Origin of the sequence: Streptococcus sp. FSL W8-0197 (assembly GCF_037963785.1) — a bacterium.
GTDB lineage: Bacteria > Bacillota > Bacilli > Lactobacillales > Streptococcaceae > Streptococcus > Streptococcus oralis_CQ.
The window spans coordinates 561,163-575,585 of sequence record NZ_CP150168.1; the positions used below are offsets into that span (position 1 = coordinate 561,163).

Sequence of the window (14,423 nt, forward strand, 5' to 3'; positions counted from 1 at the left end):
ACAGGCGGATACCTGGTAAAAATCATTTTTTGCTTGGTGTCCGTTTGCTTTATAAGGAGATGAATCATGGTATTTAAAGCTAAAAGTCCTAAAATTAACATTGAAGAAGTTCGCGCCTTGTCTAAATTAGAGGGAGCGGCTCTTGCGAGAAAAAATCAACGTGATCAGGAATTGGAAGCCATCATTCGTGGGGAAGACCAGCGTATTCTCTTGGTGATAGGACCATGTTCATCTGATAACGAAGAGGCGGTTCTCGAGTATGCCAAGCGTCTATCTGCTTTGCAAGAAGAGGTCAAAGACCGTATTTTTATGGTCATGCGTGTCTATACAGCTAAACCTCGTACCAATGGGGATGGCTATAAGGGCTTGATTCATCAGCCAAATGCGACAGAAGCTCCTAGTTTGATCAATGGGATCAAGGCTGTTCGCCAACTGCACTATCGTGTGATTACCGAGACTGGTATGACAACGGCTGATGAGATGCTCTACCCAGAAAACCTTCCTTTGGTGGATGATTTGATTTCTTATATGGCTGTTGGGGCTCGTTCAGTTGAGGACCAGCAACACCGTTTTGTAGCGAGTGGAGCAGGGTTTTCGACAGGGTTTAAAAATCCAACATCTGGAAATCTCAATGTTATGTTTAATGGGATTTATGCGGCACAAAACAAGCAGAGCTTTCTCTTCCTCGGTAAAGAGGTGGAAACAACAGGGAATCCATTGTCCCACGCCATTCTTCGCGGTGCCTTGAATGAATACGGGAAAAATATTCCTAACTACTACTATGACAATTTGATGGATACCATTGCCCAGTATGAAAAGATGGGCTTGGAAAATCCCTTTATCATCATTGATACCAATCATGATAATTCAGGCAAGCAGTACATGGATCAAATTCGTATCGTTCGTCAGACCTTGATTAACCGTGACTGGAATGAGAAGATCAAGAAATATGTTCGTGGTTTTATGATTGAGTCCTATCTGGAAGATGGACGTCAAAATGAGCCAGAAGTTTTTGGTAAGTCCATTACAGATCCGTGTCTAGGCTGGGACAACACAGAAGCACTTGTTCGCGAAATTTACCAAACGCTAGGAGAGTAAGATGGCATTTATCGAAAAAGGTCAAGAAATTGATATTGAAGCAATCAAGGCTGCGACCCAGTTGTCACCTGAAGCCTTGCGAAAGAAAGAAGCCCGCGATAGAGAGTTGGCAGCCATCATCTCGGGTGAGGACGATCGAATCCTTTTGGTGATGGGACCGTGTTCTTCAGACAATGAAGAAGCTGTGCTCGAATATGCTCGTCGTTTAGCAGACTTACAGAAAAAAGTTGCAGATAAAATCTTTATTGTGATGCGTGTCTATACGGCTAAACCTCGTACCAATGGAGATGGCTATAAGGGTTTGGTTCATCAGCCGGATACTTCTAAAGCTCCAAGCTTGATTAATGGTATACAAGCTGTTCGTCAGCTGCACTACCGTGTGATTACGGAGACGGGCTTGACGACAGCTGATGAGATGCTTTATCCGTCAAATCTCGTTTTGATTGATGATCTAGTCAGCTACCATGCTGTAGGAGCTCGTTCAGTGGAAGACCAAGAACATCGCTTTGTAGCGTCTGGGATTGATGCTCCAGTTGGGATGAAAAATCCAACATCTGGGAACCTTGGGGTTATGTTTAATGCTATCTATGCAGCTCAAAACAAGCAAACCTTCCTTTACCACGGTCAAGAAGTGGAAACTTCGGGAAATCCTTTGGCCCATGTTATCCTTCGTGGCGCCATGAACGAATATGGTAAAAATGAACCCAATTTCTACTATGAAACCCTCTTAAATGCCATCAATCGTTATGAGACCATGGAACTTGAAAATCCCTTCATTATCATCGATACCAATCATGACAATTCAGGCAAGCAGTATATGGAACAAATTCGCATTGTTCGCCAAGCCTTGCTGAATCGTGACTGGAATGAAAAGATTAAAAAGACGGTTCGAGGCTTTATGATCGAATCTTACCTAGCAGACGGTCGCCAAAATCAACCAGAGGTCTTTGGTTGTTCCATTACCGACCCTTGTCTAGGTTGGGAAAATACAGTAGCCTTGGTAGAAGAAATTTATACTACCTTAACAAAATAAGTGAAAAGGATGGAGTTGGGGGAATCTCAGCTCCTTTTATGAGTATGATAGTTGGACACGGAATTGACATCGAAGAATTGGCTTCGATAGAAAAAGCAGTTACACGACGTGAGGGCTTTGCCAAGCGCGTGCTGACCCCTAAAGAAATGGAGCATTTTACCAGTCTCAAAGGGCGCAGACAGATCGAATACTTGGCAGGCCGCTGGTCAGCTAAGGAAGCCTTTTCCAAGGCTATGGGAACTGGTATTGGCAAACTGACCTTTCAGGATTTGGAAGTTTTGAACAATGAACGAGGGGCTCCTTATTTTAGTCAGGCACCATTTTCAGGAAAGATTTGGCTATCTATTAGCCATACAGATCAGTTTGTGACAGCCAGTGTTATTTTGGAGGAAAATCATGAAAGCTAGTCCACATAGACCAACCAAGGCTCTGATATATCTGGGAGCTATTCGACAAAATATTCAGCAAATGGGGGCTCATATCCCTGAAGGAACGCTCAAGTGGGCAGTGGTCAAGGCCAATGCCTATGGGCATGGAGCTGTTGCCGTTGCGATGGCGATTCAGGACGATGTTGATGGATTTTGTGTTTCCAATATTGATGAAGCCATCGAACTCCGTCAGGCTGGACTCAGCAAGAAAATCCTCATTTTAGGAGTTTCTGAGATAGAAGCTATTGCTCTAGCAAAAGAATACGACATCACCTTGACTGTGGCTGGGGTGGAATGGATTCAAGCGCTCTTAGCTAGGGAGACAGATTTATCTAGCTTGACTGTCCACCTCAAGATTGACTCAGGAATGGGACGAATTGGTTTTAGAGAAGCTAGTGAGGCTGAGCAGGCTCAAACCATGCTCCAACAACACGGTGCTCGTGTTGAGGGGATTTTTACCCACTTTGCTACTGCAGATGAAGAATCAGATGCCTATTTTAATGCCCAGTTAGAATGCTTTAAAGCTATTTTGGCAAGTATGAAGGAAGTTCCAGAACTGGTTCATGCCAGTAACTCGGCAACGACCCTCTGGTATGCAGAGACTATTTTCAATGCAGTCCGTATGGGAGATGCCATGTATGGTCTCAATCCAAGTGGAGAGGTCTTGGACTTACCCTATGATTTGACACCAGCCTTGACCTTGGAGTCTGCCCTGGTTCATGTCAAGACAGTTCCAGCTGGAGCTTGCATGGGCTATGGAGCCACCTATCAAGCGGATAGTGAGCAAGTCATTGCGACGGTGCCAATCGGTTATGCGGATGGTTGGACACGAGACATGCAGAATTTCTCTGTCTTGGTAGATGGTCAAGCTTGCCCAATCGTCGGACGAGTATCTATGGACCAAATCACCATTCGTCTGCCTAAGATTTATCCGCTAGGAACAAAAGTAACCCTGATCGGCACAAACGGTGGCAAGGAAATCACAGCTACTCAGGTAGCGACTTATCGTGGAACTATTAACTATGAGGTGGTTTGCCTCCTCAGCGACCGCATTCCGAGAGAATATCATTAAAAAGAAAGGAGTGGAGCATGAATCTACACCAACCCTTGCATGTCTTACCTGGTGTGGGACCAAAGTCAGCAGAGAAATACGCCAAACTAGGAATTGAAAACTTGCAAGACCTCTTGCTCTACTTTCCTTTCCGTTACGAAGATTTCAAGACCAAGCAGGTGCTAGAGTTGGAAGATGGCGAAAAGGCGGTCCTATCTGGTCAAGTCGTGACTCCTGCCAGTGTCCAATATTATGGTTTCAAGCGCAATCGCCTGCGTTTTAGTCTCAAGCAGGGAGAAGTCGTTTTTGCGGTGAATTTTTTTAACCAACCCTATCTGGCTGATAAGATAGAGTTGGGTGCAACCCTGGCTGTCTTTGGGAAATGGGACCGTGCCAAGGCCAGTCTGACTGGGATGAAGGTTCTGGCTCAGGTGGAAGAAGACCTCCAACCTGTTTATCGTCTGGCTCAGGGAATCAGTCAGGCCAGTCTGGTTAAGGTCATTAAGACAGCCTTTGATCAGGGGTTGGACCTCTTGATAGAGGAAAATCTTCCCCAGTCTTTGCTGGATAAATACAAACTCATGTCCCGTTGCCAGGCTGTTCGCGCTATGCATTTTCCTAAGGATTTGGCAGAATACAAGCAGGCCCTTCGTCGGATCAAATTTGAGGAACTCTTTTATTTTCAAATGCAGTTGCAGTCACTCAAGTCTGAAAATAGAGTTCAGGGAAGTGGTCTGGTTCTGAATTGGTCCCAGGAAAAAGTGTCGGCTGTTAAAGAAAGTCTGCCTTTTGCCCTGACCCAAGCTCAGGAAAAGAGTTTGCAGGAAATTTTGACCGACATGAAGTCCGACCATCACATGAATCGTCTTCTGCAAGGGGATGTGGGGAGCGGAAAAACGGTGGTCGCTGGCTTAGCCATGTTTGCAGCGGTGACGGCTGGCTACCAGGCGGCTCTCATGGTTCCAACAGAAATCCTAGCAGAGCAACACTTTGAGAGTTTACAGAACCTTTTTCCAGACTTGAAACTGGCTCTCTTGACAGGTTCCTTGAAAGCTGTAGAAAAAAGAGAAGTCTTGGAGACCATTGCCAAGGGTGAGGCTGATTTGATTATCGGAACCCATGCTTTGATACAAGATGGGGTGGATTATGCTCGTCTTGGCTTGATTATCATCGATGAGCAGCACCGTTTTGGTGTGGGGCAAAGGCGTATTCTGAGAGAAAAAGGCGACAATCCTGACGTTCTCATGATGACGGCTACGCCCATTCCACGAACATTGGCTATCACGGCCTTTGGCGATATGGATGTTTCCATTATTGACCAGATGCCAGCAGGGCGGAAGCTGATTGTGACGCGCTGGATTAAGCATGAGCAGCTGCCTCAGGTCTTGACTTGGTTAGAGGGGGAAATTCAAAAAGGTTCGCAAGCCTATGTTATCTCTCCCCTGATCGAAGAATCTGAAGCTTTGGATCTGAAAAATGCTATTGCCTTATCTGAGGAGTTGACAACTCATTTTGCCGGCAAGGCAGAGGTGTCTCTTTTACATGGGAAGATGAAGAGTGACGAAAAAGACCAAATCATGCAGGATTTCAAAGAGCAAAAAACGGATATTCTGGTTTCGACGACGGTTATCGAGGTTGGGGTCAATGTCCCTAATGCGACCGTCATGATTATCATGGATGCCGATCGGTTCGGTCTCAGCCAACTTCACCAGCTCAGAGGCCGTGTGGGTCGGGGTGACAAGCAGTCCTATGCTGTTCTTGTGGCTAATCCTAAGACTGAGTCTGGGAAGGACCGCATGCGCATCATGACAGAAACCACCAATGGATTTGTCCTTGCGGAGGAAGATTTGAAAATGCGTGGTTCTGGAGAGATTTTTGGAACCAGACAGTCAGGACTTCCAGAGTTTCAAGTGGCTGATATTATCGAAGATTTTCCGATTTTAGAAGAAGCCAGAAAGGTTGCCAGCTACATTAGTTCGATAGAAGGTTGGCAAGAGGATCCAGAATGGCGCATGATTGCTCTCCATCTGGAAAAGAAAGAACATCTAGATTAATACTCTTCGAAAATCAAATTCAAACCACGTCAACGTCGCCTTGGATTATATATGTAACTGACTTCGTCAGTCTTATCTACAACCTCAAAGCAGTGCTTTGAGCAACCTGCGGCTAGTTTCCTAGTTTGCTCTTTGATTTTCATTGAGTATAAGCTTTCTCTAAGGAAAACTTAAGCTAGCTTTTAGGTTTGGGTCTTATACTAGAGTCATCAAAAAGAAACGAGGACTCTCATATGACGATTAAAGTAACCTACCAAAAGAAATTTCAGACTTTCAAACTAGAGAAAGGAGCTAGCACCTATTGATAACCAAAGAGCGGAAACGCTCTTTTTATTTTTAAAACTACTTTCAGACGATCAGTTTGAGGGAGGAGAATCTAAAATCACTTTCTGTTTACCATTCTTTCTTGCATTGCTTTTCTAGATATGCTACAGTTATGATAGCGATTACAAATCAAAAGGAGCATGCTATGAAAAATCCAGCTTTGTTAGAAGAAATCAAGACCTATCTAGGACGGGATGAGGTTCCAGAAGATTTTGATGCTTTCTGGGATGAAAAGGTCGAAAAAGTTTCATCTCCTCCAGCCTACCAGTTGGAGGAAAGGGATTTTAACATTCCTCAAGTCAAGTGTTATGAACTGACCTTTGAAGGAACTAATGAAGGCAAGGTCTATGCACGAATCGTCCTTCCAAAGACTGAGGAGAAGGTTCCGCTAATCTTCCATTTCCATGGGTACATGGGCCGTGGTTGGGATTGGGCTGACATGCTAGCCTATACTGTGGCTGGTTACGGTGTTGTTTCTATGGATGTCCGGGGCCAGTCAGGTTATTCGCAAGATGGCTTGCGCTCTCCACTAGGAAATACGGTGAAGGGGCATATCATCCGTGGTGCTGTGGAAGGTCGGGAACATCTCTTTTATAAGGATGTTTATCTGGATATTTACCAGTTGGTTGAAATGGTTGCTAGTCTCCCTCAGGTGGATGAGAAAAGACTTTCTAGCTATGGTGCCTCACAAGGAGGGGCTTTAGCTTTGGTTGCAGCAGCGCTCAATCCTCGGATTCAGAAAACAGTGGCCATCTATCCTTTCTTGTCAGACTTTAGACGAGTGCTTGAGATTGGCAATACCAGTGAAGCCTATGATGAACTCTTCCGATATTTCAAGTTCCACGATCCCTTCCATGAAACAGAGGATGAAATCATGGCGACTCTTGCCTATATCGATGTGAAGAATCTTGCCCATCGTATCAAAGGAGAGGTCAAGATGATTACGGGCTTGGATGACGATGTTTGCTATCCTATTACCCAGTTTGCGATTTACAACCGCCTAACTTGCGACAAGGCCTATCGCATCATGCCAGAGTATGCTCACGAAGCCATGAATGTTTTTGTCAATGACCAAGTCTATAACTGGCTCTGTGGCAGTGAGATTCCTTTTAAGTACGTAAGATAATGAATGAGAGAGCCCAGGAGCTCTCTTTTTATGTCCAAAACCTGAAAGTACTTTTAGAAAATTTAAAATATTAAAATATTCTTAAAAGTAAAATCTATTCTGTGGGAACACAGATATAAATATAAGACTTTATTGTATAATAAAGGAAAAGTCACTTGTGAAAGGAGGAAAAAGGCTGCCGGGTGGTTAAAAACTCGGGCTCAGCAGAAAATGGGAGAGGATTGGGAGCTCTCATTAAGTTGGATACTTTCTTGTAAAACTTGTCTCTTGAGAGACAATAAAAATTTTCAAAGAAAAAGAAAGCGCTTTATTTTATGAAAAATGAAAGGACAAACATGAATTACAAATCTTTAGATCGGAAACAGCGATACGGAATTCGAAAATTTGCAGTTGGGGCGGCATCTGTAGTGATTGGTACAGTAGTATTTGGAGCAAATCCAGTCTTAGCTCAAGAGCAAGCCAATGCAGCAGGAGCCAATACAGAAACTGTCGAACCTGGTCAAGGTTTATCAGAATTGCCAAAAGAAGCGTCCTCGGGAGATCTTGCTCATTTGGATAAGGATTTGGCTGGTAAATTGGCAGCAGCACAAGACAACGGCGTTGAGGTGGACCAAGATCACTTGAAAAAAAATGAGAGTGCAGAATCAGAAACCCCATCCTCTACGGAAACCCCTGCAGAAGAAGCAAATAAGGAAGAGGAATCAGAGGATCAGGGTGCTATTCCTCGTGACTATTACTCAAGAGATTTAAAAAATGCTAATCCTGTCCTTGAAAAAGAAGATGTTGAAACCAATGCAGCAAATGGTCAGAGAGTTGATTTATCAAATGAACTAGACAAACTAAGGCAACTAAAAAATGCTACAGTTCACATGGAGTTCAAACCAGATGCATCAGCTCCACGCTTTTACAATCTCTTCTCTGTATCCAGTGACACCAAGGAAAATGAGTACTTTACTATGTCAGTCCTTGATAATACAGCTCTTATTGAAGGGCGTGGCGCTAACGGAGAACAGTTCTATGATAAGTATACAGATGCTCCTTTGAAAGTTCGCCCTGGACAATGGAATTCTGTGACCTTTACTGTCGAACAACCGACAACGGAGTTACCTCATGGTCGAGTTCGTCTCTATGTGAACGGTGTCTTATCTCGAACAAGTCTAAAATCTGGGAACTTCATCAAAGATATGCCAGATGTTAATCAAGCTCAACTTGGATCAACCAAACGGGGCAATAAAACAGTTTGGGCATCAAACCTACAAGTACGAAACTTAACCGTTTATGATCGTGCTTTAAGCCCAGATGAAGTTCAAACACGGAGCCAATTATTTGAAAGAGGTGAATTGGAACAGAAACTTCCTGAGGGAGCAAAAGTCACTGAGAAAGAAGACGTCTTTGAAGGTGGTAGGAACAATCAACCAAATAAAGATGGTATCAAGAGTTATCGTATCCCAGCTCTTCTCAAGACAGATAAAGGAACGCTGATTGCTGGAACGGATGAAAGACGTTTGCACCATTCTGACTGGGGAGATATTGGGATGGTTGTTCGTCGCAGCTCAGATAATGGAAAAACATGGGGAGACCGAATCGTAATCTCAAATCCTCGTGACAATGAGCATGCTAAACATGCAGATTGGCCATCTCCAGTTAATATTGATATGGCCTTGGTGCAAGACCCTGAAACAAAGAGAATTTTTGCAATTTACGACATGTTCCTTGAAAGTAAGGCAGTGTTTTCTCTGCCAGGGCAAGCTCCGAAAGCTTATGAACAAGTGGGAGATAAAGTTTATCAAGTTTTATATAAGCAAGGAGAATCAGGTCGCTATACGATTCGAGAAAACGGAGAGGTTTTCGACCCTCAAAATAGAAAGACAGATTATCGTGTTGTCGTTGACCCTAAAAAACCAGCCTACAGCGATAAGGGAGATTTGTATAAAGGGAATGAGCTAATCGGAAATATTTATTTTGAATATAGCGAAAAGAATATTTTTAGAGTTTCCAATACCAACTACCTATGGATGTCCTACAGTGATGACGATGGGAAGACTTGGTCTGCACCAAAAGATATTACACATGGGATTCGGAAAGATTGGATGCACTTCCTAGGAACTGGACCTGGTACGGGGATTGCCTTGCGTACAGGACCTCATAAGGGAAGACTGGTGATTCCAGTTTATACAACAAACAACGTTTCCTATCTAAGTGGTTCTCAATCATCTCGTGTAATTTACTCAGATGATCATGGTGAAACATGGCAAGCAGGGGAAGCAGTTAATGATAACCGTCCAGTAGGCAACCAAACCATTCATTCTTCAACCATGAATAATCCAGGCGCCCAAAATACGGAGTCAACTGTTGTTCAGTTGAATAATGGAGATCTCAAGCTCTTTATGCGTGGGTTGACTGGCGATCTTCAGGTTGCGACCAGTCATGATGGAGGAGCAACGTGGGATAAGGAAATCAAACGTTATCCTCAAGTAAAAGACGTTTATGTTCAAATGTCCGCTATTCACACCATGCATGAAGGAAAGGAATACATTCTACTCAGCAATGCTGGTGGTCCTGGACGCAACAATGGTTTGGTTCATCTAGCTCGTGTTGAGGAGAATGGTGAGTTGACATGGCTGAAACACAATCCTATACAAAGTGGTAAGTTTGCTTACAACTCGCTCCAAGAACTCGGAAATGGCGAATATGGTTTGCTTTATGAGCATGCGGATGGCAATCAAAACGATTATACTTTATCCTATAAGAAATTCAACTGGGATTTCTTAAGCAAAGACAGAATTTCTCCTAAAGAAGCAAAAGTAAAATATGCTATCCAAAAATGGCCAGGTATTATAGCCATGGAGTTCGATTCGGAAGTATTGGTAAACAAGGCTCCGACCCTTCAATTGGCAAATGGCAAGACAGCAACCTTTATGACCCAGTACGATACAAAAACTCTCCTATTCACAATAGATCCAGAGGATATGGGTCAAAGAATTACAGGTCTAGCTGAGGGTGCAATTGAAAGCATGCACAATTTACCAGTTTCTTTAGCTGGCTCTAAACTAAGCGATGGTATTAATGGCAGTGAAGCTGCTATCCATGAGGTTCCAGAGTTCACAGGTAGTGTTAATGCTGAGGAAGCCCCAGTGGCAGAGATACCAGAGTACACTGGACCATTGGCAACAGTAGGTGAAGAACCAGCTCCAACAGTAGAAAAACCAGAATTCACTGGTGGAGTCAATGCTGAGGAAGCCCCAGTGGCAGAGATGCCAGAGTACACTGGTCCATTAGCAACAGTAGGAGAAGAACCAGCTCCAACAGTAGAAAAAACCGAATTCACTGGTGGAGTCAATGCTGAGGAAGCCCCAGTGGCAGAGATGCCAGAGTACACCGGTCCATTATCAACAGTAGGCGAAGAAGCAGCGCCAACGGTTGAAAAGCCTGAATTTACAGGTGGGGTCAACGCTGTTGAGGCAGCAGTTCATGAACTTCCAGAGTTCAAGGGTGGTGTCAATGCAGTTCTAGCAGCCTCAAACGAGCTTCCGGAATATAGAGGAGGTGCTAACTTTGTCTTGGCAGCTTCAAATGACCTGCCAGAGTATAAGGGAGGTGTCAATGGCGCTGAGGCAGCAGTCCATGAAGTGCCAGAGTACAAGGGAGACACCAATCTAGTATTAGCAGCTGCAGACAACAAACTGTCTCTAGGCCAAGATGTGACCTATCAAGCGCCAGCAGCTAAACAAGATGAACTTCCGAATACGGGAAGTAAGGAAACAAACTCACTGATTTCCCTTGGTCTTGCAGGTGTTCTTTTATCCTTGTTTGCATTTGGCAAGAAGAGAAAAGAATAATAAGCAAAAGTATTTAAATAAGTCTCAGAAGAGATAGCAGTTTTTTTCAGCCTGCTATCTTTCTTTATTACATTCAGCTTGCTTCGAAATCATAAGAAGTCTGAAACTACTTTCAGGATAGTCTGTTCTATAAAATAGTTTTGAAACTGAAATCTATTCTACTACAAGCTATTGAAAGCGCTTAACAAATGATATATAATAAGCCCATAAGAACAAGAAAGGGAGGAAAGAGGATGCCACAGATCAGCAAAGAAGCCTTGATTGAACAAATCAAAGATGGAATCATTGTCTCTTGCCAGGCACTTCCTCACGAACCGCTTTATACAGAAGCGGGAGGAGTCATTCCCTTGCTAGTCAAAGCGGCTGAGCAAGGTGGAGCAGTCGGTATCCGAGCAAACAGTGTTCGAGATATCAAGGAGATTAAGGAGGTTACGAAACTCCCGATTATCGGGATTATCAAACGTGACTATCCGCCACAGGAGCCATTCATTACAGCTACTATGAAAGAAGTTGATGAGTTGGCTGAACTCGACATTGAGGTCATTGCTCTGGATTGTACTAAACGTGAACGTTACGACGGTTTGGAAATTCAGGACTTTATCCGACAAGTCAAAGAAAAATATCCACATCAACTCTTAATGGCTGATACCAGTACCTTTGAAGAAGGAATAGCTGCAGTTGAAGCAGGAATTGATTTTGTTGGAACAACCCTATCAGGTTACACCTCTTATAGTCCGAAAGTGGATGGTCCAGACTTTGAACTAATCAAAAAACTTTGTGAAGCAGGGGTGGATGTCATCGCGGAAGGGAAAATTCATACACCAGAACAAGCCAAACAAATCCTTGAATATGGGGTGCGAGGCATCGTTGTTGGTGGAGCTATTACTAGACCAAAAGAGATTACGGAGCGCTTTGTTGCCGGTCTTAAATAACACAATCTCAAAACAGAGGAGAGTGGTTGATGCGTCGGACAAAATGAAAACGTATACAAATATAAACTTGCTCATTATCCAATATGGATACGCTTATAAATTAGGAGAATACAGATGAAATTTAGAAAACTAGCTTGTACAGTACTTGCGGGTGCTGCGATTCTTGGCCTTGCGGCTTGTGGTAACTCTGGTGGAAGCAAAGATGCTGCAAATTCTGGTAGCGATAGCGGAAAAACAGAAATCACTTGGTGGGCATTCCCAGTCTTCACACAAGAAAAAACTGGTGACGGTGTTGGAACTTATGAAAAATCAATCATCGAAGCTTTTGAAAAAGCAAATCCAGATGTAAAAGTGAAATTGGAAACCATCGACTTCAAGTCAGGTCCTGAAAAGATCACAACAGCCATCGAAGCAGGAACAGCGCCAGACGTACTCTTTGACGCACCAGGACGTATCATCCAATACGGTAAAAACGGTAAATTGGCTGAGTTGAACGACCTCTTCACAGACGAATTCGTCAAAGATGTCAACAACGAAAATATCGTACAAGCAAGTAAGGCTGGAGACAAAGCTTACATGTATCCAATCAGTTCAGCTCCATTCTACATGGCTATGAACAAGAAAATGTTGGAAGATGCTGGAGTTGCAAACCTTGTAAAAGAAGGTTGGACAACTGATGACTTTGAAAAAGTTTTGAAAGCGCTTAAAGATAAAGGCTATACACCAGGTTCATTGTTCAGTTCTGGTCAAGGGGGAGACCAAGGAACACGTGCCTTCGTTGCAAACCTTTATGGCGGTTCTGTAACAGACAAAGACGTAACCAAATATACAACAGACGATCCTAAATTTGTCAAAGGTCTTGAAAAAGCGGCTAGCTGGATTAAAGACGGTTTGTTGAACAATGGTTCACAATTTGACGGTGGGGCAGACATCCAAAACTTTGCGAACGGTCAAACTTCATACACAATCCTTTGGGCACCAGCTCAAAACGGTATCCAAGCGAAACTCTTGGAAGCAAGTAAGGTAGATGTGGTAGAAGTACCATTCCCATCAGACTCTGGTAAACCATCTCTTGAATACCTTGTAAACGGATTTGCAGTATTTAACAACAAAGACGATAAGAAAGTCGCAGCTGCTAAGAAATTCGTTCAATTCATCGCAGATGACAAAGAATGGGGTCCTAAAGACGTAGTTCGTACAGGTGCCTTCCCAGTTCGTACTTCATTTGGCAAACTTTATGAAGACAAACGTATGGAAACAATCAGTGGCTGGACTAAATACTACTCACCATACTACAATACTATCGATGGGTTTGCTGAAATGAGAACACTTTGGTTCCCAATGTTGCAATCTGTATCAAATGGTGACGAAAAACCAGCGGATGCTTTGAAAGCCTTCACTGAAAAAGCTAACGAAACAATCAAAAAAGCTACAAAACAATAAGCACTAAGTCAGATTGATTCCCCCCTTTTCCCTGTGCACTATGGTGTAAGAAAAGGGGGACTTTTGTTTGAAATGGTAGGAACTGTCACGAAATTAAAATGAAGTTCTTACATAAGCGAATCTTAAAAAATTTCATTTTGGTTTTAAAACAGTTCAAGAAAATCAAAAACTATTCTATTTGAAAGAGAGGTGCCGACTGTGAAAGTCAATAAAATTCGTATGCGGGAAACAGTGATTTCCTACGCTTTCCTAGCACCAGTGTTATTCTTCTTTGTCATCTTTGTCTTGGCTCCTATGATTATGGGATTCATTACAAGTTTCTTTAACTACTCCATGACTAAATTTGAGTTTGTGGGCTTGGATAACTACATTCGCATGTTTAAAGACCCTGTCTTTGTGAAGTCTTTGATCAATACCGTTATCCTGGTTATTGGATCTGTTCCGATTGTGGTACTCTTCTCGCTCTTTGTAGCATCTCAAACCTATCATCAAAATGCCATTGCCCGTTCTTTCTATCGTTTCGTCTTCTTCCTTCCTGTAGTTACAGGTAGTGTTGCCGTAACGGTTGTATGGAAATGGATCTATGATCCACTATCAGGGATTCTAAACTTTGTCCTTAAGTCAAGCCATATCATCAGCCAAAATATTTCTTGGCTGGGTGACAAAAACTGGGCTTTGCTAGCGATTATGATCATCCTTTTGACAACATCTGTTGGTCAACCGATTATTCTTTATATCGCTGCCATGGGGAATATTGACAACTCACTTGTTGAAGCAGCGCGTGTTGATGGTGCGACTGAGTTCCAAGTGTTCTGGAAGATCAAATGGCCTAGCCTCCTTCCAACAACTCTTTACATCGCGATTATTACAACTATCAACTCATTCCAATGTTTCGCCTTGATTCAGCTCTTGACTTCTGGTGGTCCAAACTATTCAACAAGTACACTCATGTACTACCTTTACGAAAAAGCCTTCCAATTGACAGAGTACGGCTATGCAAATACCATCGGTGTCTTCTTGGCAGTGATGATTGCCATTGTCAGCTTTGCTCAATTCAAGATCCTCGGAAACGACGTAGAATACTAAAGAAAGGAG

General features: G+C 43.2%; 10 protein-coding genes. All 10 read left to right on the forward strand.

Going from position 1 to position 14,423, the window contains the following annotated elements; genetic code table 11:
• Positions 1-66: 66 nt before the first annotated feature.
• The 10 genes from NYE79_RS03020 to NYE79_RS03065 all read left to right on the forward strand — a co-directional run bounded on the left by NYE79_RS03020 (position 67) and on the right by NYE79_RS03065 (position 14,414).
• Positions 67-1,098 (forward strand): 3-deoxy-7-phosphoheptulonate synthase, encoded by a 1,032-nt coding sequence (locus tag NYE79_RS03020; protein WP_000231309.1) that lies wholly within the window; start codon positions 67-69, stop codon positions 1,096-1,098.
• A gap of 1 nt (position 1,099) precedes the next feature.
• On the forward strand, positions 1,100-2,131 hold the full coding sequence (locus NYE79_RS03025; RefSeq protein WP_216728729.1) for a 3-deoxy-7-phosphoheptulonate synthase: 1,032 nt from the start codon (positions 1,100-1,102) through the stop codon (positions 2,129-2,131).
• A gap of 44 nt (positions 2,132-2,175) precedes the next feature.
• Complete coding sequence (gene acpS / locus NYE79_RS03030) at positions 2,176-2,538, forward strand: holo-ACP synthase (RefSeq protein ID WP_070568638.1); 363 nt, start codon at positions 2,176-2,178, stop codon at positions 2,536-2,538.
• Positions 2,528-3,631: an alanine racemase gene (gene alr / locus NYE79_RS03035; protein WP_303432780.1), complete on the forward strand. Its 1,104-nt coding sequence runs from the start codon at positions 2,528-2,530 to the stop codon at positions 3,629-3,631. The genes acpS and alr overlap by 11 nt, the downstream gene beginning before the upstream one ends.
• A complete protein-coding gene (gene recG / locus NYE79_RS03040) occupies positions 3,622-5,664 on the forward strand; it encodes an ATP-dependent DNA helicase RecG (protein WP_339293862.1) in 2,043 nt (680 codons plus the stop codon). Before alr ends, recG begins: the two co-directional genes overlap by 10 nt.
• Before the next feature lie 469 nt (positions 5,665-6,133).
• Positions 6,134-7,114, forward strand: coding sequence for an acetylxylan esterase (locus NYE79_RS03045; protein ID WP_216728727.1), 981 nt, complete (start codon positions 6,134-6,136; stop codon positions 7,112-7,114).
• A gap of 335 nt (positions 7,115-7,449) precedes the next feature.
• Positions 7,450-10,953 carry an SIALI-17 repeat-containing surface protein gene (locus tag NYE79_RS03050; RefSeq protein ID WP_339293779.1) on the forward strand — a complete coding sequence of 1,168 codons (3,504 nt, stop codon included), beginning with the start codon at positions 7,450-7,452 and terminating at the stop codon, positions 10,951-10,953.
• A gap of 233 nt (positions 10,954-11,186) precedes the next feature.
• On the forward strand, positions 11,187-11,885 hold the full coding sequence (locus NYE79_RS03055) for an N-acetylmannosamine-6-phosphate 2-epimerase (RefSeq protein WP_001135645.1): 699 nt from the start codon (positions 11,187-11,189) through the stop codon (positions 11,883-11,885).
• A 114-nt stretch (positions 11,886-11,999) separates the two neighbouring features.
• On the forward strand, positions 12,000-13,328 hold the full coding sequence (locus NYE79_RS03060) for an ABC transporter substrate-binding protein (RefSeq protein WP_049520432.1): 1,329 nt from the start codon (positions 12,000-12,002) through the stop codon (positions 13,326-13,328).
• A 219-nt stretch (positions 13,329-13,547) separates the two neighbouring features.
• Entirely contained in the window at positions 13,548-14,414 is an 867-nt protein-coding gene (locus tag NYE79_RS03065; RefSeq protein ID WP_161801140.1) for a sugar ABC transporter permease, read from the forward strand.
• Positions 14,415-14,423 lie beyond the last annotated feature (9 nt).